19 protein-coding genes, 1 tRNA gene and 2 riboswitches are annotated in these 25599 nt (G+C 63.1%); of the genes, 4 read left to right on the forward strand and 16 right to left on the reverse strand.

The annotated features are described in order from the left end of the window. On the forward strand, positions 1 to 726 hold the full coding sequence (locus ASG47_RS19480; protein ID WP_061911902.1) for an SURF1 family protein: 726 nt from the start codon (positions 1 to 3) through the stop codon (positions 724 to 726). On the opposite strand, the gene ASG47_RS19485 is transcribed toward ASG47_RS19480, so the two are convergent. Continuing rightward, positions 692 to 2047, reverse strand: a complete 1356-nt coding sequence (locus tag ASG47_RS19485; protein WP_061911903.1) for a sensor histidine kinase — start codon at positions 2045 to 2047, stop codon at positions 692 to 694. The genes ASG47_RS19480 and ASG47_RS19485 overlap by 35 nt on opposite strands. Then, complete coding sequence (locus ASG47_RS19490) at positions 2044 to 2712, reverse strand: response regulator transcription factor (protein ID WP_061911904.1); 669 nt, start codon at positions 2710 to 2712, stop codon at positions 2044 to 2046. The genes ASG47_RS19485 and ASG47_RS19490 overlap by 4 nt, the downstream gene beginning before the upstream one ends. Positions 2713 to 2998: 286 nt before the next feature. Between ASG47_RS19490 and ASG47_RS19495 the strand changes: the two genes are divergently transcribed. Together ASG47_RS19495 and ASG47_RS19500 are read left to right on the forward strand one after the other, a co-directional pair. Continuing rightward, positions 2999 to 4198: an efflux RND transporter periplasmic adaptor subunit gene (locus ASG47_RS19495; RefSeq protein ID WP_061911905.1), complete on the forward strand. Its 1200-nt coding sequence runs from the start codon at positions 2999 to 3001 to the stop codon at positions 4196 to 4198. Positions 4199 to 4201: 3 nt separating this feature from the next. Continuing rightward, positions 4202 to 7333, forward strand: a complete 3132-nt coding sequence (locus tag ASG47_RS19500; RefSeq protein ID WP_061911906.1) for an efflux RND transporter permease subunit — start codon at positions 4202 to 4204, stop codon at positions 7331 to 7333. Positions 7334 to 7454: 121 nt separating this feature from the next. On the opposite strand, the gene ASG47_RS19505 is transcribed toward ASG47_RS19500, so the two are convergent. Further along, complete coding sequence (locus ASG47_RS19505) at positions 7455 to 8069, reverse strand: DNA-3-methyladenine glycosylase I (RefSeq protein ID WP_061911907.1); 615 nt, start codon at positions 8067 to 8069, stop codon at positions 7455 to 7457. Between the two features lie 152 nt (positions 8070 to 8221). On the opposite strand from ASG47_RS19505, the gene ASG47_RS19510 reads away from it, so the two are divergent. Then, a tRNA-Arg gene (locus ASG47_RS19510) sits at positions 8222 to 8298 on the forward strand. A 95-nt stretch (positions 8299 to 8393) separates the two neighbouring features. On the opposite strand, the gene ASG47_RS19515 is transcribed toward ASG47_RS19510, so the two are convergent. The 13 genes from ASG47_RS19515 to ASG47_RS19575 all read right to left on the reverse strand — a co-directional run bounded on the left by ASG47_RS19515 (position 8394) and on the right by ASG47_RS19575 (position 25533). Continuing rightward, positions 8394 to 9377: an MBL fold metallo-hydrolase gene (locus ASG47_RS19515; RefSeq protein WP_061911908.1), complete on the reverse strand. Its 984-nt coding sequence runs from the start codon at positions 9375 to 9377 to the stop codon at positions 8394 to 8396. A 48-nt stretch (positions 9378 to 9425) separates the two neighbouring features. Continuing rightward, a complete protein-coding gene (locus tag ASG47_RS19520; protein WP_061911909.1) occupies positions 9426 to 10988 on the reverse strand; it encodes an ABC transporter substrate-binding protein in 1563 nt (520 codons plus the stop codon). Positions 10989 to 11050: 62 nt separating this feature from the next. After that, positions 11051 to 11157: riboswitch (guanidine-I (ykkC/yxkD leader) on the reverse strand. Between the two features lie 141 nt (positions 11158 to 11298). Continuing rightward, positions 11299 to 14838 (reverse strand): urea carboxylase, encoded by a 3540-nt coding sequence (gene uca / locus ASG47_RS19525; protein ID WP_061911910.1) that lies wholly within the window; start codon positions 14836 to 14838, stop codon positions 11299 to 11301. A gap of 3 nt (positions 14839 to 14841) precedes the next feature. Then, on the reverse strand, positions 14842 to 15669 hold the full coding sequence (locus ASG47_RS19530; RefSeq protein ID WP_061911911.1) for an ABC transporter ATP-binding protein: 828 nt from the start codon (positions 15667 to 15669) through the stop codon (positions 14842 to 14844). Continuing rightward, complete coding sequence (locus ASG47_RS19535; RefSeq protein ID WP_061911912.1) at positions 15666 to 16481, reverse strand: ABC transporter permease; 816 nt, start codon at positions 16479 to 16481, stop codon at positions 15666 to 15668. The genes ASG47_RS19530 and ASG47_RS19535 overlap by 4 nt, the downstream gene beginning before the upstream one ends. An 11-nt stretch (positions 16482 to 16492) precedes the next feature. Continuing rightward, on the reverse strand, positions 16493 to 17554 hold the full coding sequence (locus ASG47_RS19540) for a putative urea ABC transporter substrate-binding protein (RefSeq protein WP_061911913.1): 1062 nt from the start codon (positions 17552 to 17554) through the stop codon (positions 16493 to 16495). A 77-nt stretch (positions 17555 to 17631) separates the two neighbouring features. After that, a riboswitch (guanidine-I (ykkC/yxkD leader) is annotated at positions 17632 to 17739 on the reverse strand. Between the two features lie 130 nt (positions 17740 to 17869). Then, positions 17870 to 19672, reverse strand: coding sequence for an allophanate hydrolase (gene atzF / locus ASG47_RS19545; protein WP_061911914.1), 1803 nt, complete (start codon positions 19670 to 19672; stop codon positions 17870 to 17872). Continuing rightward, positions 19669 to 20292, reverse strand: a complete 624-nt coding sequence (locus tag ASG47_RS19550; protein WP_061911915.1) for an urea amidolyase associated protein UAAP2 — start codon at positions 20290 to 20292, stop codon at positions 19669 to 19671. The genes atzF and ASG47_RS19550 overlap by 4 nt, the downstream gene beginning before the upstream one ends. 10 nt (positions 20293 to 20302) lie before the next feature. Then, complete coding sequence (locus tag ASG47_RS19555; RefSeq protein ID WP_061911916.1) at positions 20303 to 21133, reverse strand: urea amidolyase associated protein UAAP1; 831 nt, start codon at positions 21131 to 21133, stop codon at positions 20303 to 20305. 20 nt (positions 21134 to 21153) lie between these two features. Next, positions 21154 to 22143: an ABC transporter permease gene (locus tag ASG47_RS19560; RefSeq protein WP_061911917.1), complete on the reverse strand. Its 990-nt coding sequence runs from the start codon at positions 22141 to 22143 to the stop codon at positions 21154 to 21156. Between the two features lie 3 nt (positions 22144 to 22146). Further along, entirely contained in the window at positions 22147 to 22998 is an 852-nt protein-coding gene (locus ASG47_RS19565; protein ID WP_156464176.1) for an ABC transporter permease, read from the reverse strand. Beyond that, complete coding sequence (locus tag ASG47_RS19570) at positions 22995 to 24761, reverse strand: oligopeptide/dipeptide ABC transporter ATP-binding protein (protein ID WP_061911918.1); 1767 nt, start codon at positions 24759 to 24761, stop codon at positions 22995 to 22997. Before ASG47_RS19570 ends, ASG47_RS19565 begins: the two co-directional genes overlap by 4 nt. Further along, complete coding sequence (locus tag ASG47_RS19575; RefSeq protein ID WP_061911919.1) at positions 24754 to 25533, reverse strand: N-acyl homoserine lactonase family protein; 780 nt, start codon at positions 25531 to 25533, stop codon at positions 24754 to 24756. The genes ASG47_RS19570 and ASG47_RS19575 overlap by 8 nt, the downstream gene beginning before the upstream one ends. Positions 25534 to 25599: the final 66 nt, after the last annotated feature.

A 25599-nucleotide genomic window follows, 5' to 3' on the forward strand; every position in this document is an offset into this window, starting at 1 on the left:
ATGACCGACCATCCGGCCCAGGGGGGAAAGCGCTTCTCCCCCGGCCTCATCGCTTTTGCGACATTCGCCGGCGTCTGCGCGGTATTGTTTTTCGGCCTTGGCATCTGGCAGGTCGAACGCCTCGCCTGGAAAAACGGGCTGATCGCCGCCGTCGAAACCCGCGCCCATTCCGAACCTGTCGCACTCAACACGACCGACTGGTCGACCATCGATCCCGAGGCCAGCGAATATCAGCGCGTGCTGGTCAATGGCAGCCTGCTCCCTGGCGACATCCTCACCCAGGCGGTGACCGCCGAAGGCCCCGGCTTCTGGGTCATGACGCCGCTGCGTCTGCCTGACGGCCGTGCGGTGCTGATCAATCGCGGCTTTGCGCCCAAGGATATGGATGTCGCGCTCGATGCGGAGACGCCGGTGACCATCAAAGGTCTCCTCCGAGTCTCCGAGCCAGAGGGCGGCTTTCTCCGCAGCAACGATCCCGCGGCCAATCGCTGGTTCTCCCGCGATGTCGCCGCCTTCGGCGAAACGCTAGGGCTCGAAAACCTCGCGCCCTTCTTCATCGATGCCGATAGGGTAGGGGACGTCTATCCGCGCGGCGGGATGACCGTGATCAGTTTTTCCAACAATCACCTGATCTATGCGGTGACTTGGTTCGGCCTCACCGGCCTCTGCCTTTTCGCGCTCGGCTATCTCTTTAGGGACCGTTGGCGGCGATCACCGGCAGGCTGATTTCGAACAGCGCGCCACCCTGCGGTGCCGTCGCCACCGTGATCTTGCCGCCATGCCGCTTGACGATGTCGCGCACCAGGCTCAAGCCCAGCCCCGCGCCATTGGGCGATTGCGACAGCCGGTGAAACGGCCAGAAGATCTCTTCGCGCTGTGTCGGGTCGATCCCCGGCCCATTGTCCGAAACGACCACCCGCCCATCGGTATTGACCTCGACCCGCACCGACACCGCCGCGCCGCCATGCGACATGGCATTGTGGACGAGATTGGCGATGGCCCGCGACAGCGCCGAGGCATCGCCCTTGACCATCACCGGCTTTTCGGGCCCCACGAACTCGATCTCGCTCCCCGCATCGATCGCGAGCGGCGCCAGATCCGCCGTCACCTGCGTCGCGATATCGACGATATCGACCGGCTCGAACCCATCGGGCGACAGCGCCATGCGGTGAAGGTCGAGCAATTCATTGGCCATGCCGCCGAGCCGGGCCGAGTCCCGCTGCAATTGCCGCTTGTGCGGCCCATCGGGCAGGCTCTCGAGCCGCGTCTGCAAAATCGCGATCGGCGTGCGCAATTCATGCGCCGCATCCGCGAGAAACCGCCGCTGCCGCGCGATACCGCTATCGAGCCGATCGAGCGCCTCGTTAAAGGCCCGCACCAGCGGAATGAGTTCGGTCGGAACGTCCTCATAGGAGAGCCGCACATCGCTCTGCCCAATATCGATCAGCGCCGCATCCTGCGCGATCTTCTCCGTACCCCGCAGCGAGCGCTGGATCAGCGACGGGATTGTCAGCACCGTCGCGGTCGACAGAAGGAATATGAGCCCCAGAAACGCCGGATTACCGAACGCCTTGCCAAGCACGCCAAAACTCAGTGTCGGTCCGCCACCCGTCATCACCCAGAGCCGCCCGATATCGGTATTGCGCGAGCGGACGATGGCATAGGGCGAGCGCGGATCGCCAAGGTCGTTGATATTGGCCGATGCAACATGCACCAGCGTTTCCGGATGCTGCATGGCCGGCGGTGGCACATTACCCCGCGTCAGCATCCTGCCGTCGACATCGACGACCAGAAACCAGAATTCGGGATAGTTCGCGATGGTCTTTTCAAGGTCGCCATTGGGCGCCAGCACGAAGCCCCCATCGGCCCCGCGCTCGATCGAGCGCGCGATATCGCCCACGACATCCTCATCGAGATTTTGCTGCACGCCCATGGCGAGCAAGATCGGCACGGCCGCCAGCATGACGAAGCCGACCAGAACAGCGATCTGAATGCCGATCAGGCCCTTGGTCAGAACGCGTCTGAGGGAGAGCGGAGCATGCTTCATGCCGTGGCTTTCAAGAGATAGCCGATGCCGCGGATCGAGTGGATTTCGACCCGCCCCGGCGCGATCTTGCGCCGCAGCCGCGAAATATGCGCGTCGAGCGTGTTGGAGGCGATCTCGTCGTCAAAGCCATAGACGGCCTCTTCGAGGATCGAGCGCGCCACGGTCCGCCCCGCGCGCTTCACCAAAACTTCGAGCGCCAGCACTTCGCGCCGCGTCAGCGTCAGCGGCTCGCCCGCCGCCACGGCCGAGCCATCGCCGAGATTGAACGTCAATTGCCCGACGGTCACGGCCATGTCCGCAATCATCGCCGGCCGCCGCATCAAGGCGCGAATGCGCGCCACCAGTTCGTCGACGACAAAGGGCTTTGCCAGATAATCGTCGGCCCCGGTCTCGAGCCCTTCTATTCTCTGCTCTGGCGCCCCAAGCGCCGACAGCACGATGATTGGCAGGCCGGTCTGGATTTTGCGGATGCGCGGAATGATGGTGAGGCTATCCCCATCTGGCAATTTCCGATCGAGCACGGCAATGGAATGCACGCCGCTTTCGACGGCTTCGAGTGCCATTTCCAGCGTTGTCACATGATCTACAAGAATGTCGTGGCGTTCGAGTGCACTGATCAAAGCCTTGGCCAGATCAACCTCGTCCTCCACCAGAAGAATACGCATGGCTACCTCGTCTTGGCGCTGGTTATGCCGCGCAATGATTGCCTTTGCATTGCGCAGATTTGGCCTTTCCGTAATGTTGCGGCAATATGGCTGGTGGAAAAGAATGGTGATACGAGCATTTAAGACGCGTCGGGTCCGTTCGGGTCCGGCGTCATAGTGGTGATTTCATGCACTCCGTGCTGCCCCGGCGGCGATGATCCACTTCCAAAGGGCTCCGTATAAGCTTGCGCCAGGCCAGTGCCCCAGGCCGATAGACCATTGATCGACCAAATATCAGGACACCTCGATGACCACAGCCCATGAGAAGCCCGAATGGGCACAGAGCAAGCGGGAAAAGAAGAATGCCCGCCTGGTCGCTGAGGGCAAGAAGCCCAGGCGCCGCTGGGGCCCTTGGGTCGTCCTTGGCCTGATCATTATCGGTGGTGTCGCCTTTTTCCTGACCCGCCCGCCCGCACCGGCGCCTGAAACCGATACAGCGGAAGCCGCGCCTGTCGTGCGCCAATTGCTGACCTCCGAAGTCACCGCGATTGCCCCACAAACCCTAAGCCAGACCGTCAAGGTCACGGGCACGCTCGTTCCCGCCCAGCAGTCCGTCGTTGCCTCCCAGGCTGCCGGCCGCGTCCTCAGCGTTGCCGTGCGTCCCGGCGATAGTGTCGCCGAGGGCGATGTGCTGGTCGAAATCGACCAGGCCAATCTCTCCCTCGCGCTCGCTCAGCAGCGCGCCACGGCCGATGCCACCCGCGCCCAGCTCGTCTCCTCCCAGCAGCAGCTCGAACGCACCCAGGAACTTGCCCGCCAGGGCCTCGCCAGCCCCTCGGCGCTGGAACAAGCCCGGTCCGCCACTTCTGCGCTCGAAGCCAACCTGACCGCACTCGAAAGCGCCGTGCAGACGGCCGAACTGGCGCTCAGCAACGCCACCGTCACCGCGCCGATCACCGGTATCGTCTCCGAACGTTCGGTCGAGCCGGGTCAGACGATCAGCGCCGGCACGCCGGTCATCACTGTCGTCAATCTCTCGCAGATGGAATTCCAGGCCGCCGCCTCGGTCAATTCGAGCGCGCTCGTCTCGCCCGGCCAGAACGTGGTTGTCACTGCCACCGGCCTCGATAACGAAACCTTCGATGGGCAGGTAACCCGTGTCAATCCGGTCGCCCAGACCGGCACCCGCACCGTGCCGATCTATGTGCTGCTCGACAATGAGGATGGTCGCCTGCGCGGCGGCATGTTCGCCACCGGCCAGATCACCGTCGCCGAAAAGGCCGACGCCATTGCCGTCCCTCTTGCGGCCCTGCGTGAAGATGCCGAGGGCAGTTATGTCCTCAAACTCGACAATGGCACGCTCGCCCGTCAGGCCGTCACTCGCGGCACAACCTGGGACCGTGGCGCCACCGTCGAAGTTGAAGGTCTGACCGCCGGCGACACCATTGTCACCGCCCCGTTGACTGAACTTTCGGCCGGCGAAGCCTATGAACAGATCGAGGGCTAGACGATGTTTCTGACCCGTATCAGCGTCAATCACCCCGTCTTTGCCACCATGATCATGGTGGCCATCGTGGTCTTCGGTTTTTACTCTTATCAGCGCCTCCCCATCGAGCAGATGCCCGATGTCGATTTCCCGGTCGTTGCCGTCGTCGTCAGCTATCCCGGCGCTTCGCCTGAGGCGGTTGAGGCTGATATCATCGAGCCTATCGAAGACGCGGTGAACACCATTGCGGGCCTCGACACCATCCAGTCCACGGCCCAGTCCGGCCAGGCCATGGTGCTGATGATCTTCAATCTCGAAGAAAATTCGCAGCAAAAAGCCCAGGACGTTCGCGACAAGCTCGATCCGGTCAAAGCCAATCTGCCCGATGGGGCAGGGGAGCCGCAGGTGCTGCGCTTCGACCCTTCCGCCTTGCCGATCCTGTCGCTCGCCGTCAGCTCGACCACGCTCTCCGATCGCGATCTCACTGCGCTGACCGAAGACATCATCGTCAAGCGCATCTCCAATATTTCCGGCGTCGGCAGCGCCAGTGTCGTCGGCGGCGTGCCGCGTCAGCTCAATATCAATATCGATCCCGATCGCCTGACTGCGTTCAACATCACCCCGAGCGCCGTCACCCAGGCGCTGCAGAATGCCAACAAGGATTTGGCCGCCGGCTCGATCACGCAGGGCAGCATCGTCCAGTCGATCCAGGTCTTGGGCCGGCTCGAAGATCAGCAGGATTTTTACGACATCGTCGTCGGCAATCAGGGCGGTCAGCCGGTCACCCTGCGCGATGTCGCGACCATCGAGGACGGCACGGGCGAAGCCTCGAGCCTTGCCATTCTCAATGGCGAACGCGCGCTCGCCGTCGATATTCTCAAGACCCAGGGCGCCAACACCGTCGGCGTCGCCGAGGAAATCCGCCACACCATCGATACCTTGCTCGCAACCGAACTGACGGGTGGCGATGTCAAGATCGAGGTCGTCGTCGACAATGCCAAGCCGGTGGAAGATTCCTTCCATGCGGTCCAGAACATGCTGATCGAAGGCGCACTCCTTGCCGTCGTCATCGTGTTCCTTTTCCTCAATTCCTGGCGCTCGACTGTCATCACGGGCCTGACCCTGCCGATCTCGATCATCGGTACCATGGTGGCGCTCAACGTCATGGGGTTTACGCTCAACATGATGACGCTGCTCGCCCTCTCGTTGGCCGTCGGTATCCTCATCGACGACGCCATCGTGGTGCGCGAAAACATCACGCGCCATCTCCATATGGGCAAGAGCCATAGGCAGGCAGCCTTCGATGGCACCAACGAAATCGGCCTCGCCGTCATGGCGACGACGCTCTCCATCGTCGCTGTGTTCCTGCCCGTCGCCTTCATGGACGGCATCATGGGCCGCTTCTTCCTGCAGTTCGGCGTCACCGTCTCCGTCGCCGTCCTGATTTCACTTTTTATCGCCTTCACGCTCGATCCCATGATGTCGAGCGTCTGGTATGATCCGGCGTCCAATCCCAATGCCAACCGCGGCCCGATCGGCAAGGCGGTGCAGCAGTTCGATCGGTTCTTCGAGTGGATCACCGAGGGCTATCGCCACCTGATTCGCTGGGGCCTCAAATGGCGCAAGAGCGTGCTTTTGATCGCCCTTTTGTCGTTCCTCGGCAGTTTCGCGCTGTTCCCGCAGGTGGGCGTCGAGTTCATCCCGGCAACCGACAATGGCAATTTCACCATCAGCGTCGAAACGCCTGCTGGCTCGAGCAAGGAATACACCGCCGAAAAGATGCGGCAGGCAGAGACCATCGTCCGCGCCTTCCCAGTCGTCGAAACCACCTATTCGACCGTCGCAGGGGGTCTGCAAGCCTCGGGCCAGAACACTGGCTCGATGACGGTGACGCTGGTCGATAAGGAAGATCGCGACGTCACGCCTGTCGAGTTCATGCCTGAAGTTCGACGTGCTCTTGATGCGGTGCCCGGTGCTACCTTCCAGGTGGCGGCAGCGTCGGGTCTTGGCGGCTCTTCCGCACCCGTCTCCATCACGCTTTACGGCGACAGCTTCATCGTTCTCAAGCGCCTCGGCGACCAACTCATGCGCGAGCTTGGCAAGATCGATGGCCTTATCGACATCAAGTCGAGCCTTGACGATGCGCAGGCCGTGGTGGGCATCAATATCAATCGCGACCTCGCCGATAGCCTCGGCGTCTCGATCGCTCAGATCGCCTCGACCATGGCGCCTCTGATCAGCGGCGACGATGTTTCGGATTGGACCGCGCCCAATGGCCAGGTCTATTCGGTCGTCGTGCGTCTCCCCGAAGCCTTGCGCAGCGATATCGACGCCATTGGTAATCTGCCGATTGCGACGGGGTCGAGCGGCATGATCACCCTCGGTCAGGTTGCCGATGTCGTCGAAAGCACGGGTCCGGCCACCATCAACCGGCAGGACCTGCAGCGTGGCGTCACCATCGAGGCCAATGTCGAAGGCGTCGAACTCGGTACCATCACGCCGCAACTGCAACAGGCGATCAACACGCTCGATTTCCCCACGGGTTATCGCTCGTCCTTCGGCGGCGACGTCGAGCAGATCCAGGATGCCGGCGCGGCTGCGGGTTCTGCCCTCCTCCTGGCGGTGATCTTCATCTATCTCGTGCTCGCCAGCCAGTTCGGCAGCTTTCTCCAACCGATCGCCATCATGGGCTCATTGCCCCTGGCGCTCATCGGCGTCATGGTCGGCCTTCTCGTTGGCGGCTCGACGCTCAACATGTTCTCGGCCATCGGCTTCATCATGTTGATGGGTCTCGTCGTGAAAAACGCCATCCTGCTCGTCGACAATGCCAACCAGCATGTGCGCGATGGCTGGAACCTCTATGAGGCTCTGGTCGAAGCCGGCGTCACCCGCTTCCGCCCGATCATCATGACTACCCTCGCCATGATCTTCGGCATGCTGCCCCTGGCCCTCAGCCTCCACGAAGGCTCCGGCCAAAACGCGCCGATGGCCCACGCCGTGATCGGCGGGCTCATCAGCTCGACTGCGCTGACCCTCCTCGTCGTCCCGGTGCTTCTCACCTACATCGACAGCTTCAGCGCCTTCACCCGCCGCTTCATGCCTAAAGCGCCGGATGATCACGAGCACGGACACGTCGAGGCGAAGCCCGCGGAGTAATTTTGCTCCTCCACGCTGCCCAAGATAGCCCGGCGAAAGCCGGGCTATTCTTTTTACGCTCGATCTCCTACCGCACGCGGTGCAGCTCCGCCCCCCTTCAGGGGGAGGTTGGGAGGGGGCCTCATCCGCGTCCAGGCACCTTGAAAGCAGCCCGCTCCGCCGCCGCCTTCTCCCGGCTCACGCACCCCAAAGCATGGTCATTGACCAGTCCCATGGCCTGCATGAAGGCAAAGACCGTCGTCGGCCCCACGAAGGCCCAGCCGCGCTTCTTCAGTGCCTTCGAGAGCGCGATGGCATCCGGGCTCGTCGTCTGGCTCTGCGGGGGCGGGGCTTCGCCTTCGGGTACCTCATAGCGCCAGACGAAAGCCGCGATCGACCCCGCCTCTTTGATCAGCTCCTGCGCGCGCTTGGCATTGTTGATCGCGGCCGCAATCTTTCCCCGGTGCCGCACGATGCCCTTATCCTGCAGCAGCCGCTCGACATCGGCCTCTGTGAATTTTGCCACCGCATCGATCTCGAAATGGGCAAAGCCGGTCCGAAACGCATCGCGCTTGTTGAGGATTGTCCGCCAGCTCAGCCCGGACTGAAATCCTTCTAGGCAGATCTTTTCGAAAAGCCGGCGATCGTCGCTGACTGGAAAACCCCATTCATGGTCGTGATAGGGCACAAATTCCGGCGCCCCCGCACACCAGGCACAGCGCTCGCGCCCATCCGGGCCGGGCAAGGTTCCGCTCATTCCATTTTCCCCAAACCGTAACCGATTCCGCCAAAAGGCCAGCTCGATGCTAACGTGATGCTACCGAAAGAGCATCGGAAACCCCGTTGCACAACGCGCCCCCATCGACTAGTTTGCGCCCACTGATCGGGGCCAGTCCCCGAATCCGGCCTGCACCCGTAGCTCAGCTGGATAGAGCGCTGCCCTCCGAAGGCAGAGGTCGTGAGTTCGAATCTCGCCGGGTGCACCAGTTTTTTCAAGACATTTGAGACTGCCGAGGGCAGAGCACGCGATCCGCTTTGGGCGTTTTCATCACCTTTGATTTGCCGTTTGCAGAGCGTCTAACTATCGGGAAACAATAGGTTTTCCGCGCGATCCATAGATGCGGTGGATCAGGTTGACGTTGTTGGCGTGGAGCGCTCGATAGGGTTCGTGCAACGCCAGCGTTCCGCGGGCGAGGGCAGGCTCGATGAAGCTTTCGAGCGGGTCGGTGAGAAAGTCTCCGCTATCCATGCGATCGATAAGCTGGAGATTGTAGGCGATCATCGCCTCGGTAAAATCCTGCGTGTACCCGCCATTGGCAATGACATCGAAGCGGCCATGGCAGGGATAGACGCGCTCGGCTGGGATGGCGGCGATCTGGCGATAGGTGCGGAGTTGGAGCGGGAGTTCCGAGGTCATCGCCATGGTGTTGAAAGGCACAGTGTCCTCGCAGGCGTCGGCAGCGAGGAGGATTTTGTCCTTTGGCAGATAAGCGACGAGATGCCCGAACTGGTGAACGAAGGTCTCGATCAGTTCGATCTCGATATCATCGAGATGAAGCGTCATGCGGCCATCGAAGGTCCGGTTGGGCAGGACGACTTCTTCGACACCGGGATAATAGGGATCGCCGGCAAGTGCCCAGATTTCGCCGGTGCGGAAGAGTTCGGCATTGGACTCGATCTTGAGGCGCGTCGTCGACGTGCTGATGATGTCGCTGTTTTTATAGAGAAAATTGCCGGCGATGTGGTCGCAGTCCCAATGAGAATTGATGACCGAGACGTGCCGGATGCCCATGTCCCGGATAAAGCGATCGATCCAAAGAATGTGCTCCTTGTAGAGCATGGTGTCGAAGATGATGGCCTTATCGCCTCGATGGATGACGTAGCAGCAAACGCCGAGCTGCATGTCGATATTGCTCTGCAGCCAATCTGGATAGCTCGCGATATCGCGGCCGTCGTAAAAGCAGATGAGATAATCGGTTAGGTTGGCGACGCGCATATTGGGCGTGAAGGGCGCGCGTTCGATCGTTTTATCCTGCGCGACGTGCGTGATTTCCACGGTGTTCATGGCACATTCCTCATGGCAGGGAGAGGCGGCCCGCAGGCCGCCTAGTGTTCAGTCGGCCCAGCGCACGGAGCCGTAATCGATATTGCCGGGGGCATAGGCGGCGCGAAGTTCGAGGTCGATCAGGCCTTCGGGATGCACGACGACATCGTCTACTTCCACGAAGGGAATGAAGAGGCCGTTGTCGACATAGAGCTGGCTGGCTTGTTCGTAGAGCGCGTTGCGGGCAGCAATATCGGTCAGGGTGCCGGCCTCGTTGACGAGGGCATCGGCCTCGGGAAGGGCGCGGCCATAGAAGTTGATGGGCGCTTTTTCGGTGAAGAAAATTGCCGCCTGGTTTTCAGGGTGGAGCGCGTCGGGCGTCAGTTTTCCTATATAGAGGTCCGGGCCATTGGGATTGTCCTTGAGGCCGAAAGCGGCACCGGAGGGCAGGATGGTGACCGTCGCGTTGATGCCGATGCCGGCAAGTTCAGCGACCATCAGGTCGGTGACGCGGGTCAGGGAATTGGCTTCTTCGGTGCTGATGCCAATGGTCAGCGTGATCGGGCCCTTGGCGGCAACGGTCGCCTCGGCGGCGGCAGTGTCCGTGGGAAACTCCAATGGCGTCTTGGGATCAAGCATGATGGTTGGATAGAGCGACTTGGCCGTGTGGCCATAGGCGCCATAGGCATCGGCGACCCAGTTGCCCGGGTTGACCGCGGTGAGGAAGGCGGCGCGGATGTCGGGGTCGGTCAGCGGAGATTCCGGCTTGACGAAACCGATGATCAACGAAGTGCTGGGCGCAGAGGTGATCTCGAGGCCTGGTCGTAGCGCGGCAAGCTGCGCCCAGGGGTAATTGGCTGGTACGGCGTCGGTTTCCTGGGCCTGGAGACTGAGGACCTGCTGGCTGACTTCGGGCATCAACGGCAGTTCGACCGTGTCGAAAAAAGACGGTTTGCCGTAGTAGCCGTCGAAGCGTTCGAGCGAGTAGCCCTGGCCGCGATCAAAGCTTGCAAGGGTGAATGGGCCGGTGCCGACGGCGTTGGTGTCGAGCCAAGATGCAGCATTATCGGTGCCGGCATGTTCAGTCAGCGCGGCCGGGCTGATAACCTTTGGACTCCAAGGACTTGCGAGACTATCGAGGAACGATGGCTGGGGCATGCCGAGGGTGATAGCGACCGTGTCGTCATCGACAGCTTCGATCTTTTCCATGTTCCAAAGGAAGTAGGAGAGGATCAGGTCGCTGTCCTTGCGGCGCTGGAAAGAGGTGACGACGGCTTCGGCGTTGAACGGGGTGCCGTCGTGGAAGGTGGCGCCTTGGACGAGATTGAAGGTGTAGGTCAGGCCGTCTTCGGAAATGGTCCAGTCGGTGGCGAGGAGGCCGCGAATTTCGGCGCTGCCGGGGACGTATTCGACGAGGCCTTCGTAGACGTTGTTGATGGCCGAGAGGCCATCCATTTCGAAGGCGTTGTCGGGGTCGAAGCTGTCGAAATCGGTGGCGATCGGCAGGCGGAGAACTTCCTGTGCTTGCAATGGGTTAAGGGCGCCGGAAGCGATAACGCCGATCAGGATGGCGGCCGAAACAGCGAGGCGAAGCGTGCATTGCCGGTAGGCCGGCAGTCCTGAAAACAACATGGGGTCTCCTTGTTGGACAAGGAAATGACGAAGACCATCCGCGCCACTTCCTGGCTTGCGAGGTCTCCCGGGCTTTTGTCCCGCCGTGCGTCCATGGGGCGGCTGCCCCATGGTGGCAGCTCTCGGACCAGACACGCCTTTCGGCATCGGAACCCTAGCCACCAATCTCATTGTCATTAGTGCAAAGCGTGTGCCATCTGGTTGGGGAGTGCTAACATTCCGTTATCGTTGACTTCTTGGCAAAGGCGACTTGGATAGAGAACGGGGAATTGCGTAGAAATTAGTCGCATTCCCAGGTGCTGATTAGAAGTTAGGCGGCGGTTTCCACGACGGCGATGATGTCTCCGCCGCGGACCGTGCGGCCGGGAGCAGCCTTGACGGTGCGGATGCGACCCGGCGCGTGGGCGGTGACGGCAATTTCCATTTTCATTGATTCGATGATGGCGATGGTTTCGCCAGCCGCGACGGAAGCACCTTCCTCGACGAGCACTTTCCAGACATTGCCGGGGACGGCGCTCGAGACGGCAAAGCAGCCTTCGGGAACGTCGGTGTCGCTGCCTTCGGGCGGTAGATCCTCGGCGACGAAGCTGTCGAGGCCCTCGTCCTTCCAGCGTTGCCGCTCGGCATTGAAGGCGGCTCGCTGGCCGGAGCGGAAATCGCTGATCGAGGCGGCGTTGCGATCAAGGAAGCCGGCATAGTCGGCGTAGGAGAATGTGGCCTCCTCGATGCGGAGGGGATAGGCGCCATGGGGGAAGGCGGCGCGGGCGTCCATGAGCTCTTCGTGGCTGACGGGAAAGAAGCGGATCTGATCGAAGAAGCGCAGGAGCCAGGGCGAGCCCTTGGGGAAGTAGGGCGTCGTGCGCCAGGTGTTCCAGACCTGGATGGTGCGGCCAAAGAGCTGATAGCCGCCGGGCCCCTCCATGCCATAGATGCACATATAGGCGCCGCCGATGCCGACAGCGTTTTCCGGCGTCCAGGTGCGGGCGGGATTGTATTTGGTGGTCACGAGACGGTGACGCGGATCGACCGGGGTGGCGACGGGCGCGCCGAGATAGACGTCGCCGAGACCAAGGACAAGGTAACTCGCGTCAAATACCACGTTGCGGACGGCTTCAATGCTGTCGAGGCCGTTGATGCGGCGGATAAATTCGATGTTGTCGGGGCACCAGGGGGCGTTGGGGCGAACGAGGTCCTGATATTTGCGCATGGCAAGCTGTGCCTCCGGGTCGTTCCAGGAGAGAGGCAGGTGGACGATACGGCTTGGGATGCTGACGTCTTCGGCGCGCGGCAGGTTTTTTTCGATTTCGGCCAGCATGCCGAGGAGGCGCTCACGGCTGAGGACCGTACTGTCATAGTGGATCTGGAGGGAGCGGATGCCGGGGGTGAGGTCGATGAGGCCGGGCAGTTTCGCCGCCTCAACCGCTTCCATCAGCAGATGCACGCGCAGGCGGAGGGCGATGTCGAGGGTCATCGGCCCATATTCGACGAGGAGATTATCGTCTCCTTGGCGGCGATAGACGACTGGAACGACGCCAGAGTCATCGGCGCCCACGATGGCCGAGCCGGTATCGATGCCGGAGCGGCTGATGCTGGGTGCCTTGATGGGGTCGGCGGGGCGCGCGACGGGATGGAAGCGGATGGTGTCGCCGGGGCGGAACTGGCCCATTTTCCATTGTTCGTCGCGGGCAATGACGGCGGGGCAGACGAAACCGCCAAGGCTCGGGCCATCGGGGCCGAGAATGATCGGCATATCACCGGTAAAATCGATTGCGCCGATGGCGTAGGGATTGTCGTGGAGGTTGGAGGGGTGGAGGCCGGCTTCGCCGCCATCGCTGCGAGCCCAACGGGGTGTGGGGCCCATGAGCCGGACGCCGGTGCGGGCGCTGTTGTAATGGACTTCGTAATTGGCGGAGAAAAGGTCTTCGATATCTTCGGGCTGGAAGAAATCGGGGGCGCCGTGGGGGCCATAGAGAACTCCGACATCCCAATGCCGGGAGAGTTCGGCCGGGTCGCCGGCTGGTTGGACATTGTCTTGTGGAGTACGGGCGAGGTGCAGCGCGTCCCCGGCCTTGAACGTGCCGGTGGCGTGACCACCGAAGGCGCCAAGACCGAAGGCGGCGCGGGACCCGAGGACAAGAGGTGCCTTGAAGCCGCCGAGGACAGCGAGATAGGTGCGTTGGCCCGCGCCCGCGATCGCGCCGATCGAGAGGGTCTGGCCGGCGGCGATGGTGAAGGCTTTGCCGTGCGGTACGGCAATTCCATCGAGCGTCGCGGGCATGTCGGCACCCGCGAGAGCGACCGTCGCTTCGGCATGGAATTTGAGGACCGGACCGGAGACGGTGAGCTCCAGGGCGGCCGTTACATCGGCATTGCCCACGAGCCTGTTGGCGTGGCGGAAGGAGCGTTCGTCCATGGGGCCGCTCGGGGGGACGCCGACATGCCAGAGATGGAGGCGCCCCGGTAGTTCCTGGAGGCTCGACTGCGCGCCGGGCTGGATGACGTCGATGCTGTCGGCGACATAGGCGAACTGGCGCAGAGCGGTGGTTGCGACCTTGCCAGAGGCGAGGAGATCGGAGGCCGCAATGGCCTGAAGGTATCCGAGATTGGTTTCGATGCCGCTGACCGCACTTTCGGCAAGGGCGGTCTGGAGCGCCGCGATGGCGGCGGGCCGATCCTCGCCCCAGACGATGATCTTGGCCAGCATGGGATCGTAAAAGGGCGAGACCTCGGTACCGGTCGCGATCCAGCCATCGATGCGGGCGTTTTCGGGAAAGCTGACCTCGGTCAGAAGGCCGGCGCTGGGCTGGAAATTGGCATTAGGCTTTTCGGCATAGAGGCGGGCTTCGATCGCGGCGCCTTTGGAGATCAGCGGGCCGGCCGCGCCGATGACATCTTCACCGGCGGCCTGACGGATCATCCACTCGACGAGATCGATGCCGAAGACAGCCTCGGTGACCGGATGTTCGACCTGGAGGCGCGTATTGACTTCAAGGAAATAGAATTCCTCGCGCGCGGGGTCGTAGATGAATTCGACCGTGCCGGCGGAGGCGTAGGAGACGGCACTGCCGAGATCGACGGCGGCCTGGTGAAGGCGCGCGCGGACAGCATCGGAGAGAAGCGGCGCGGGGGTTTCCTCGATGACCTTCTGGTTGCGGCGCTGAAGGGAGCAATCGCGCTCGCCAAGAGCGATGACACGGCCTGCGCCATCGCCGAAGAGCTGGACTTCGACATGGCGCGCATCGGAGACGAAGCGTTCGAGATAGACGCGGGCGTCGCCAAAGCTGGCGGTGGCGGTGCGTTGAACGGAGGCAAAGCTCTCGCGCAGGGTTTCGGGATCGGCACAGAGCTGCATACCGATGCCGCCGCCGCCGGCGGTGCTCTTGAGCATGACCGGATAGCCAATGGTTTCGGCTGCGCTCAGCGCTTCATCGATATCGGCGATGAGGCCGGTGCCGGGCAGGAGCGGTACGCCGTTGGCCTTGGCGAGGTCGCGCGCCGTATGTTTTAGGCCGAAGGCTTCGATATGCTCGGGCCGGGGGCCGATGAAGGTGATGCCTTCCGCGGCGAGCCGACGGGCAAAGCCGATATTTTCCGAAAGGAACCCATAGCCGGGATGGACAGCCTCTGCGCCGGTGGCGCGGCAGGCCGCAATCACCGCATCGACATTGAGATAGCTTTCCGTTGCCGGTGCCGGGCCGAGGCGCACGGCTTCATCGGCCAGGGTGACGGCAGGGGTAAAGCGATCGGCATCGGAATAGACGGCGACCGAGGCAATTCCCATGCGCTTGAGGGTCCGGATGACGCGGACGGCGATCTCGCCGCGATTGGCGACGAGGACTTTGGTGAACATGGATCAGGCTCCCGGCGGTTCAGAGATGACCGGGTCGTCCCGCGTCTGGCCCAGGGGGAATGCCGGGTCGTCCCGGTCCGGGCTGGATGGATGTGCGGCGCCCGCAATGCGGGGCGGCCAGATGGAAATGTCTTGGCTCAGAAGCGCGCCATAACGCTCGCGCTCTTCAGGGCGGTCGCGGGGGCGCTCGAAGGCGATGACGCGGGTGGCGAGGGTAAAGGCCTCGCGCATGTCATGGGTGACCATGACGACGGTGAGCGCGGTTTCGTGCCAGAGCGTTTTCATGAGCTCGTGGATTTCGGCGCGAATGCCCGGATCAAGCGCGCCAAAAGGTTCGTCGAGAAGGAGGACGGCCGGCTTCATGACGAGAGCCTGCGCCAGCGCCAGACGCTGCTGCATGCCGCCCGAGAGTTGGGCGGGGTATTTGTCTTCGCTGCCCAAGAGACCGACAGCGGCGATCATGGCGCGGGCGGTTTCGATGGCCTGACGGCGCTGTTGTCCGAGGAGGCGAATGCGGGTGGACGAGCCACGCATTTCGAGGCCGAAGAGGACATTGCCGAGAACGGTGAGATGCGGGAACACCGAATAGCGCTGGAAGACGACGCCGCGATCGGGACCCGGCTCGGCGACCAAAGGCGCGCCATCGAGCGTGATGGTGCCGCGCGTCGGTTTTTCGTCGCCCAGCAGCAGGCGGAGAAAGGTGCTCTTGCCGCAGCCGGAGGGGCCGACCAGCGCCACGAAGGAGCGCGGTTCGATGGTCAGCGAGATGCGCTCGAGGACCACCTGATCCCCATATTCCTGCCAGACGTCCTTGACCACGATCCGGCTCATTGGGCAGTCCCCCGCGTCCAGGGGAAGATGGCGACGCGCAGCCAATCGAGCGCGACATTCATGATGACGGCGAGCAGCGTGATCCAGGCGACGTAGGTGAAGATGACATCCATCGAGAGATAGCGGCGGACGAGGAATATGCGGTAGCCGAGGCCGGAATCCGAGGAGATGGCTTCGGCGGCAATCAGGAACAGCCAGGCGGGGCCAAGCTGCAGCTTGAGGCAGGTGAACAGGCGCGGCAGGGTCTGGGGGAGGACGACGCGCATGGCGATCTGGAACGAGGAGGCGTCGAGGGTCTGGGCCTTGACCAATTGCTCATGGGGCAGATCGAGCACCTTAAAGGCGAGGTCGCGGATCATGATCGGGGTAATGCCGATGACGATCAGCGTGATCTTTGACACTTCGCCGAGGCCCATTACGATGAAGAGCACGGGCAGGAGGGCAAGAGGCGGGACCATGGAAACGACGGCGATGAAGGGCGCGAGAAGCGCCCGCAAATAGGGGAACATGCCGACGAGCATGCCAACCACGAGCGCGATTGCCGTCGCTATGCCAAGGCTGGCACCGAGGCGGCCAAGGCTGGCGAGCGTGTCCGCCCAGAGAAAGAGTTCTCCGGTACGGACATCGGGGGTGAAGGCCATGCGGTTGATGGCGTCGCCAAGCGCCGCAATTCCCGGCAGGAGCTTATCCGCAGGATTGTCGGCGAGCCGCGCGGCGGACCCGATGGCATAGGCCAGGAGGACCAGGATGAACGGGCACAGGGCCAGCGTCAGTGCCGTGATCCGCGACGGCTTATAATTGATCCACCGCATGGGAGGGTGCCTCAGAGCGCGTTGTCGGCGGCGAGCTGCATATAGTCGTCAGTGAAGCGCAGCTTGACGAAGTTGGGATCGCCGAGGACCGTGCCGTCGGCCAGTTCGATGCCGATGACGTCGGCCGAAGGCGCGCCCGAGCCGAGGAGGCCCTTGTCGAACAGGAAGGTGCGGACCCGGTCCATGGTCGCGGACAGATCGGGCGAGGTGACGAAGGCGACGGCCTCCTTGGGGTCGGCAAAGAGCTTGGTGGCTGCAAGCTGGGCTTCAAAGCCAGCCTGATCGGTGCCCGATGCGGCGCCCATGGCTGCGCGGGCGGCAGCGCCTTCCGGCGTATCAGAGGTCATCAGGGAGACGGTTTCGTACCAGATGCCGGCCAGGGCCTTGCCGAAATCGGGATTGGCTTCGAGCACTTCGGTATTGGCGACCATGAGATCGATGATTTCGCCGGGGATCATGGAGCTATCGAAGACGCTCGTCGCATCGGGCAGAGCGAGGATTTCCGAGACCATGGGGTTCCAGGTAACGAGCGCAGTGACGTCGGCCGTCTGGAAGGCGCCGACCATATCGGGATCGGCGGTGTTGACGACGTTCACGTCGCGCTCGGTGAGGCCGACGCTGTCGAGGGCGCGGGCAAGGAGATAGTGGGAAACGGAGAACTCGACGAGGTTGACGGTTTGGCCCGCGATGTCGGCGAGTTCGGTCGCGTTCTTGAGGATGACGGCGTCATTGCCCGAGGAGAAATCGCCCACGATGACGGCGGTGGTATCGACGCCGCCGGCAGCGGGGATCGAGAGGCCGTCCATATTGGTGAGGCTGACCGCGTCATAGGCGCCGGCGGTGTATTGGTTCATCGACTCCACGTAGTCGTTGAACTGGGTCACCTCGATGGTGATGCCGTATTTCTCGGACCATTTGTCGACGATGCCGTGCTCCTCGGCATAGCCCCAAGGCATCCAGCCGACATAGATCGACCAGGCGACCTTGAAATCGGTCTTGGCCTGGGCAAAGGCAGGCAAGGTGAGCGCCGTGGTCGCTGCGAGGACGATCGCGGCGGTCTTCAAGAGGTTCATGTCTAGTCCCTTTCCGTTCGGTCAACTGGAAGGGGATTGGTGGCGACCATCATGCCGCCAATCCCTTGGCCACAGAGGTCTCCCGGGCTTTTGTCCCGCCGTGCACCCGGCCGGATGTCTCCCGGTCCGGTAGCAGCTCTCGGACCAGACGCATCACCGATGCCGGAACCCTAGCCGCTAACTCATGCAGTATGAGTTGCAATCGGCGTGCCAAGTCCTGGCGGGTGTTTTCGGTCGGATCGGCGGGCTTCTGAGCGTTTTAGCGGTGAAAGCTGCGGCAGGCTGCACAAATGGTGGGCGCTGCCGCAGGTCGCATCAGGCGGTGGTCTTAGCCTTGCTGGCGATATAGGCGCGCCAGCCGCCGAAGTTGGTGATGTCGGCGGCATCGTCGAGCGCTGTGGCTTCGCAAAGGAAGCCGGTGACGTGGCGGCCATCGGCGAGGACGAGCTTGCCGACGCCGAGGGGCGCGGGGATCTTTGACACGAACGTGCCGAAGCCGGCGGCGGGGAGGGACCAGACCTCGATAATGATGGGTTCGCCCTCGGAGACGCGCTGGAGGCCAGGTTTGGGCGGGACGGTGCCTTTGAGAGCATAGAGCCGGTATTGTGGCGCGGTCCTGGTTTCTTCGACGAGCCAGCCGCCGAGGGCGGTCAGTTCGGGATTGAGCGGCATGCCGGTCAAATGAGCGCCGACGACGGCGATTTCGATGCGGTCGGTGCCGGGGATCGTGACGGCGGGGATGAGTTTGGTGCGATCGAGGCCGCTGCCGGTGGCCGCGGCCTGGTGCATGGCATTGGCGAACGGAGCGAGGGCGTCGTCGCAATCCTGCGGGGCGACGAGCATGACGCCGAAGGGAAGGCCATTGGCGGTGAAACCGGCGGGGACGGCGATGGCGCTGTAATCGAGGAGGTTGGCGAAATTGGTATAGAGGCCGAAGCGAGAATTGAGCGCGATGGGGTCGGCGCGCATGGCCTCGACGGTCTGGATATCGGGCGAGGTGGGGAGGAGGAGAACGTCCGCCTTGGCCCATTCGAGGAGCGTCAACTGGCGCAGGCGGCCGAGTTCGTAGCGGCCGTTGAAGGCGTCCACGGCGCTAAATTTGGTAGCGCCGCCTATGATGGTGCGCACGGTTGGGTCCATCTCATCGGCGGACTTGGCAAAGAAGTCTTCGATGGCCGCGAGGCGTTCGGCAACCCAGGGGCCCTGGTAGAGGAGGGCGGCTGCGTCGCGGAAGGGGGCGTAATCGATGAGGACGATTTCGGCGCCGAGTTTTTTGGCACGCGCGATGGCTTCTTCATAGAGACCGGCGAAAGCGTGGTTGCCGTAAAATTCCTTGTCCTTGTCCATGAGGACGCCGACGCGGAGTTTTGGCGGGAGGCTCATGGACGCTGGTTTGCGCGAGAAGGGGTCGGCGGCGTCGTAGCCGTCCATGACGGCGCGGACCGCGATGCCGTCGGTGACATTGGCGGCCATGACGGTCACAACGTCGACGCTGCGGCAGGCGGGGACGACGCCGGTGTTGGGGACGCGGCCGGGGCTTGGCTTGATGCCGACGAGATTGTTGAAGGCGGCAGGGACGCGGCCGGAGCCTGCGGTGTCGGTGCCGAGGGCAAAGGCGGCAAGGCCGCTGGCGACGGCGACTGCCGAGCCGGAGCTTGATCCGCCGGAGACGTAATCGGCGTTGAAGACGGAACGCGGCGCGCCATAGGGCGAGCGAGTGCCGTTCAGGCCGGTGGCGAACTGATCGAGATTGGTCTTGCCGACGACGATGGCCCCGGCGGCGCGGAGCCGGGCGATGACGGTCGCGTCCTGCTCGGGGGAGTACGCAAAAGTGGGGCAGGCGGCGGTGGTCGGAAGGCCGGCGGCGTCGATATTGTCCTTGATGGCGAAGGGGATGCCCCAGAGCGGCAGGCTATTGGGCTCGGGCGCTCGCGCGATGAGGTCGGCGGCGGCGGCGCGGAGCTGGTCAGGTGTGGCGCGGGTGATGAACACGGCCGGATCGGTTGCCGCGTCGAGCCGCTCGATCAGGGCGTTGACGAGGTCGAGCGGCGATGTGCCGGCAGCGTAGAGCGCACGGAGGCTCGTGAAATCGAGGATCTGGGGAAGGGTGGTTGTCATCCCTCTGCTCCTGCGAAGATCTGCACGGCGACGGGGGTCGGGTTGAAGCCGTTGCAGGGATTGTTGATCTGGGGGCAATTGGAGATGACGCAGAGCACGTCCATTTCTGCGACCATTTCGACATAGGAGCCGGGCGCTGAAATGCCGTCGTCAATGACGAGATCGCCATTGGGTGCGATCGGCACGTTCATGAAGAAGTTGATGTTGGGCACGATGTCGCGCTTGCTCATGCCGTGGCGCGAAACCTCGGCGACGAAGTTTTCACGGCAGGCGTGCTCGAACTTGGTGTGGTGGCCGAAGCGGACGGTATTGCTTTCGCATGAGCAGGCGCCGGCCGAAGTATCGTGGCGACCGCAGCTGTCGTCGGTGACGGTCAGCATGACGTTGCCTTCGCTCGACATCAGTTTCGAGCCGGTGGTGATATAGGCCGAGCCTTGGGCCTGGAGCGTATCCTGGGCGCTATAGCGCTCGGCAAAATCGTGGGCTTTGTAAAAGAGCGTGTCGATCGCTTGTTGGCCGCGGGTATCGATGATGCGGAGGACCTGACCCTTGCGGACCAGGCCTGACCAAGGCTGGCGCGCTGGAATGTCATGCTCGAAAATGGGCGTCTTTGATGTCATGGCGCGCTCCTCAGGACAGGCGGTAACCGTCGGTATTTTCAAAGCCGCGAACGGCTTCAGGCGTGGCCGTACGGCAAAAATCTTCGCCCGACGAAGTTTCCGGGTGCAGCACGGACACGTCGATGGGTGTGGCTGTGTAGGTTGCCGCGGGATCGAGTGGGTGCGGGCAGTTCGATAGGACGATGAGGAGGTCCATCTCGGCGCGGAGTTCAACGAAGTCGCCGGGCTTTCGTGCGTATTGCTGCCAGGACAGCGTGCCGTCTTCGGCAACGGTAACGGGCGCGAAGAAGCTGATGAAGGGCGGGATATCGCGCGGGTCGAGACCGAATTTGGCCGCGGCCAGGACGAAATTGGTGCGGGTGTTGCGGAGGTTTGGGTCGTCGCCATATTTGCGGACTGTGCCAGCGGCGTTGAGGCCGCCAGCGAGGACGTCATGCGCGCCGCTTGTGTCCTCGACAATCGAGAGGAGGACGCGGCCCATGTCCGAAAACAGCAGCCGGCCTTTGCCGAGCGCGGCGGTCCATTGGATCTTGATGGTGTCGGCGTGATTGAGCCGCTCGGAGGTGTCGATGGCGTTCCAGGCAAGAAGGGCGACGGCGCTCTTGCCTTCGGGGGAGAGGATGCGCAGGCGCTCGCCTTTCTTCAGCCGGTAATTGGCGTACCAGCCGCCAGGCAGGGTTTCGGAAAAGATCGCCGAGGACGGTTCGAGAGGCGCCTGGGTCGGGTCGGTCGGGCGGGGCATGGCTTCGGGCGCCTGCCCGGTGCCGGCGGCCTTGAGCGCTTCGTAGCGGGCGCGGTTAGCGGCGATCTGCTGCTCTGTTTCGGTATCGGAAGCCTGCATGACTCTTTCTCCTTTTGGCGCTAGAGCGCGATACGGGGATCGGCCAGGGACTGGGCGATTTCGACCAGCATGGTGACCAGGATGTAGAAGGCGCCGAAGACCAGAGCGACGCCGAGAACGGCAGGCAGGTCGGAGGTGGCGAAGGACTGGACGGTGTAGAGCCCGAGGCCGGGCCAGGCGAAGACGCGTTCGACGATCAGCAGATTGCCGAACAGCAGGCCGACCTGGAGGCCGAGCATGGCGAGCGGGGCGGAGGCAGCGTTGCGAAGGCCATGGCGCAAGAAGATATAGCCCGCGCCAAGCCCCTTGCCGCTCGCGGTGCGGATATAGGGCTGGCGCATCACATCGACGAGCGCTGAACTCAGCGACCGACCGACCGAAACTGCAATCGGGACGGAGAGGGCGAGGGCGGGCAGGAAGAGATGGCGCAGCGCGCTGAGGCTGACCTCGGGGCGGCCGAGGAGCAATCCATCGAGCACGAAAAAGCCGGTGGGGCCGGAGAAGCGGCGAATGTCGAGACGGCCGCTGCCGGGGAACCAGCCGAGGCGGAACCAGAGGAAATAGGCGAGAAGCAGCGCTGTCAGGAAGATGGGGACGGAGCCGAGAGCGAGCATGCCGACACGGACGCCACCGGAGCGCTGGAGAGTTGCCTGGGCAAAGGCGAGGATGAAGGCGAGCGCCGTGCCCATGAGCATGGCGGCGATGATCAGTTCGAGCGTGGCCGGGCCATAGCGCAGGACATCTTCGGCAATCGGCTGGCGGGTGCGGATGGAAGTGCCAAGATCGCCTTGGGTGAGGCGGCTGACAAAACTTCCGTATTGCACGAGGAGCGGGTCATTGAGGCCCATATCTTGACGGAGCTGATCGACAGTTTCTTGCGGAGCGGAAGGACCAGCCAGCGAGCGCGCCGGATCGGCAGGGATAATGCTCTGGAGGCAGAAAACGATGAAACTCATGACGAGCAGGACGAGAGCGAGGCCGGCCAGACGCTTGAGGAGGTAGGAGGCCATGGCTCAGGCTCCCCGCAGCGCCGAGCGAATGCCATCGCCGGCAAGGTTGGCGCAGACGGACATGACGAAAATCACGATTGCCGGGAGAATGGGCAGCCACCAATAAGTGGTGAGGCTATCGATCGAGCGGGCCGTCATGGCGCCGAGTTCGGGCGCCGGGGCGGGAAGGCCGAGGCCAAGGAAGGACATCAGCGACAGGGTCAGGATGATATTGGCGACATCGAGCGTCGCCGCGATAAGGAGCGCGGGCACGGTGCCGGGCAGCAGATAGCGCAGCATGAGGCGCATGTCGCTGACACCAGCAATCCGGGCGGCCTCGACATGGGGGCGGCTGCGAATGCGACGGACTTCGTCGCGCGTCATGCGGGCATACCAAGGCCACCAGAAAATGGTGATGGCGATCATGGTGTTGAGAAGGCCGGGGCCAAGCGCCGCGACGACGGAGATGGCGATCAGCGTCGAGGGCAGCACGAGGAAAAGCTCGACGATACGCTGGAACAGTGCATCGACCCAGCCGCCCATCATGCCGGCGAAGACGCCGACGGCGCTGCCGATGACGAGCGCGATGCCGATGACGGCGAGGCCCGGAAGCCAGGTGTAACGCACGCCGAGGAGGACGCGCGAGAAGAGGTCGCGGCCGATTTCATCGGTGCCGAACAGGTGGGTCGCGCCGGGCGGCAGATAAGCATCGGCGACGCGCAGCATGGGATCGAACGGCGCGATCAGCGGGCCGAAGACCGCGAGACAGGTGACGGCAAGAACGCCGAGGAGACCGACGCGTTCGAGCCAACCGATGCGGCGCAGCCAGCCGCCGGTGTTTTGGCTGGTGATGGGTCCGGAGGTCATGACGCTCATAGCCGTGCCTCCTGCGCATGGAGCCGCGGAACGGCGCTGACCAGGGTTTTGGTATAGGGCGCCTGCGGGGCGGAAATGATCTGGTCGGGTTCGCCAATTTCGACCAATTGGCCTTTTTCGAGGACGGCGATGCGATCGGCGATGAGGCGCGCAGCGGCGAGATCGTGGGTGACAAACAGCATACCCATGCCCAATTGGCGGCGCAGGGTACCGAGGAGATTGAGCGTTTGGGCGGCGAGGGAGACGTCCATGGCGCTGATCGGCTCATCGCAGAGAAGGAGGCGCGGTGGCACGACGACGGCGCGGGCGACGGTGACACGCTGGCACTGGCCGCCGGAGAGTTCGGAGGGCAGGGCCTCGGCAAGGGCCGGATCGATGCCGACAAGATTGAGGGCTTCGGCGATCCGCTTGTCCTGTTCGGACCGGTTAAGGCCAAGAGGGCGCAGGCGATCGCGGATCTGCTCGCCGATCGTGAGCCATGGCGTCAGCGCGGCGACGGCATCCTGAAAGACCACCTGAGGTGGTACGCCGCCGAACCAGGAGACATCACCTTCGTCGGCCTGGGTGAGGCCGGCGGCAATGCGGAGGAGCGTCGATTTGCCCGAGCCGCTTTCGCCGACAAGGGCAACGCATTCGCCGAGGCGGATGCGAAGATCGACGCCGGCGAGCACTTGGGTGTGACGCTTCTTGCCAAAGAGCGTGCTGCGGCCGGCGGGAAAGCTCTTGCGGATGCGATAGAGTTCGAGGGCATCGGCATCGCTGGCGATAGGCTCAGGCCATTCCGGCGCAGTGCGGGCACTGAGGAGAAGTTCAGGAACGCGGTCGCTGTGAAAGCAGGCGGCGCGGGAGCCGGTTGCGGTTTCCTTGAGGTCCGGCCGCTGGAGACGGCACGTGCTGCTCGCGAGGGGGCAGCGTGCTTGGTAGTTGCAGTGGGCGCCTTCCGGGCGACGGCGATCGCGATCGATCGAGAGGCTAGTGAGCTGGCGATTGCGATCGGTGTCGAGATCGAAGCGCGCGGAGAGCAGGCCGGCAGAATAGGGATGGGCTGGGGAGGCGACTACTTTTCGTGTGTCGCCGAGCTCGGCGACGCGGCCGCCGAACAGTACCATGACACGATCGGAGAGTTCCGCGGCGACGGCGAGATCGTGGGTGATGAAAAGGATGGCGGTTTCCTGCTCGCGCGCGAGATCGGTAAGCAAAGCGAGGATTTGCGCCTGGACGGTGACGTCGAGGGCGGTGGTCGGTTCGTCGGCAATGAGAAGGCGCGGCTTGGCGGCCATGCTCATGGCGATCAGCACGCGCTGGCGCTGACCGCCCGAGAGACGATGGGGCATGTCGCGGGCGATACGCTCTGGGTCGGGGAGGCCGACGCGGGTCAGCCAATCGAGCACTTCGACTGACGTGAGGCCGGTTTCGGCCATTTGCCGGCCGATGGTCATGGTGGGATTAAGCGCGCCCATCGGGTCCTGCGGCACGCCGCGCACGAGGGTGCGGCGGATCTGGCGTAACGCGTCCGGCTTGGCGCCAACGACTTCGCTTTCGGCGAGGCGGATGCTGCCCGAAATGTCGGGCTGGCTTTCGGCGGGTAGGAGGCCCTGGATGGCGAGGCCGATCGTCGATTTGCCGGAGCCGCTTTCGCCGACAAGCGCGACGACTTCGCCGGGCGCCATGTCGAGATCGATGCCATCGAGGACGGTACTCGCCTGACCATCGCGGCTGAGGCGAACGTGAAGGCCGCGGATGGAGAGGACGGGGTCACGCATAGTAGTCAGGCGCCAGTTTGATTTTTTGCACCAGCACCGGATCGTGGGTCAGGAACATCGGGGCTCCGGTTTGCTGGCGGAGCGCATTGATGCGGCGGATCGAGGCGATGGCTTCTTCGTCGCTCGTGGCGGAGCCGGGTAGAATTTCTTGATCGAAATTTTCGATCCAATCGCCGACATCGGCGGTGAGGATGACCTTGCCGGTTTGCGGCAGATCGACGATGAGCGATTGGTGACCCGGCGTATGGCCTGGGGTGAAGATGGCTTCTATGCCATCGAGGACTTTGGTGTCGCCGTCGATGACGTCCCAGTTAAGGCCATGGATGTCGTAGTCTTCGGGGAAGTAGGCGATCTTTGCGGCGTTCGAGAAAGCGTAGTCGTATTCGCGCTTTTGGACGACGATGCGCGCTTGCGGCATGCGCTTGATATGGCCGCTGTGATCGGCGTGGAGATGGGAGAGGATGAGGACGGAAATGTCCTCAAAACCGATGCCGATCGATTTGAGCTGGGCTTCCATTTCGTGGACCGGCTTGACGATCGGCGGCGGAAACCAGCGGCCGGGAGAGAAGTATTTCTCTATCTGGCCGGGATCGACCAGGTGATGGCTATCCAGCCCGGCATCGAGAAGAACCCAGCCGTCACGTGTGTCGAGGAGATAGGTGCAGATCGGGACGGAGACGATGAATTTCGGATCGGCGCCGCGCAGCGACACGTTCATCGGCAGGATTTCATACCCACAGAGCAGCACGAACATGCGCTTGACGGCGGTCATGAGCGCCACCGGAAGATTGTTTTAGCTTCTGCCGGCTTCATGCCGATCCCTCCGAACTTGAGGGAC

The organism is Devosia sp. Leaf420, assembly GCF_001425445.1.
GTDB lineage: Bacteria > Pseudomonadota > Alphaproteobacteria > Rhizobiales > Devosiaceae > Devosia.

Excerpts from the sequence above, each read along its gene's own strand:
- ASG47_RS19480 (WP_061911902.1), top strand. The coding sequence starts at position 1 with ATGACCGACCATCCGGCCCAGGGGGGAAAGCGCTTCTCCCCCGGCCTC.
- ASG47_RS19485 (WP_061911903.1), bottom strand. The coding sequence starts at position 2,047 with ATGAAGCATGCTCCGCTCTCCCTCAGACGCGTTCTGACCAAGGGCCTG.
- ASG47_RS19490 (WP_061911904.1), bottom strand. The coding sequence starts at position 2,712 with ATGCGTATTCTTCTGGTGGAGGACGAGGTTGATCTGGCCAAGGCTTTG.
- ASG47_RS19495 (WP_061911905.1), top strand. The coding sequence starts at position 2,999 with ATGACCACAGCCCATGAGAAGCCCGAATGGGCACAGAGCAAGCGGGAA.
- ASG47_RS19500 (WP_061911906.1), top strand. The coding sequence starts at position 4,202 with ATGTTTCTGACCCGTATCAGCGTCAATCACCCCGTCTTTGCCACCATG.
- ASG47_RS19505 (WP_061911907.1), bottom strand. The coding sequence starts at position 8,069 with ATGAGCGGAACCTTGCCCGGCCCGGATGGGCGCGAGCGCTGTGCCTGG.
- ASG47_RS19515 (WP_061911908.1), bottom strand. The coding sequence starts at position 9,377 with ATGAACACCGTGGAAATCACGCACGTCGCGCAGGATAAAACGATCGAA.
- ASG47_RS19520 (WP_061911909.1), bottom strand. The coding sequence starts at position 10,988 with ATGTTGTTTTCAGGACTGCCGGCCTACCGGCAATGCACGCTTCGCCTC.
- uca (WP_061911910.1), bottom strand. The coding sequence starts at position 14,838 with ATGTTCACCAAAGTCCTCGTCGCCAATCGCGGCGAGATCGCCGTCCGC.
- ASG47_RS19530 (WP_061911911.1), bottom strand. The coding sequence starts at position 15,669 with ATGAGCCGGATCGTGGTCAAGGACGTCTGGCAGGAATATGGGGATCAG.
- ASG47_RS19535 (WP_061911912.1), bottom strand. The coding sequence starts at position 16,481 with ATGCGGTGGATCAATTATAAGCCGTCGCGGATCACGGCACTGACGCTG.
- ASG47_RS19540 (WP_061911913.1), bottom strand. The coding sequence starts at position 17,554 with ATGAACCTCTTGAAGACCGCCGCGATCGTCCTCGCAGCGACCACGGCG.
- atzF (WP_061911914.1), bottom strand. The coding sequence starts at position 19,672 with ATGACAACCACCCTTCCCCAGATCCTCGATTTCACGAGCCTCCGTGCG.
- ASG47_RS19550 (WP_061911915.1), bottom strand. The coding sequence starts at position 20,292 with ATGACATCAAAGACGCCCATTTTCGAGCATGACATTCCAGCGCGCCAG.
- ASG47_RS19555 (WP_061911916.1), bottom strand. The coding sequence starts at position 21,133 with ATGCAGGCTTCCGATACCGAAACAGAGCAGCAGATCGCCGCTAACCGC.
- ASG47_RS19560 (WP_061911917.1), bottom strand. The coding sequence starts at position 22,143 with ATGGCCTCCTACCTCCTCAAGCGTCTGGCCGGCCTCGCTCTCGTCCTG.
- ASG47_RS19565 (WP_156464176.1), bottom strand. The coding sequence starts at position 22,998 with ATGAGCGTCATGACCTCCGGACCCATCACCAGCCAAAACACCGGCGGC.
- ASG47_RS19570 (WP_061911918.1), bottom strand. The coding sequence starts at position 24,761 with ATGCGTGACCCCGTCCTCTCCATCCGCGGCCTTCACGTTCGCCTCAGC.
- ASG47_RS19575 (WP_061911919.1), bottom strand. The coding sequence starts at position 25,533 with ATGACCGCCGTCAAGCGCATGTTCGTGCTGCTCTGTGGGTATGAAATC.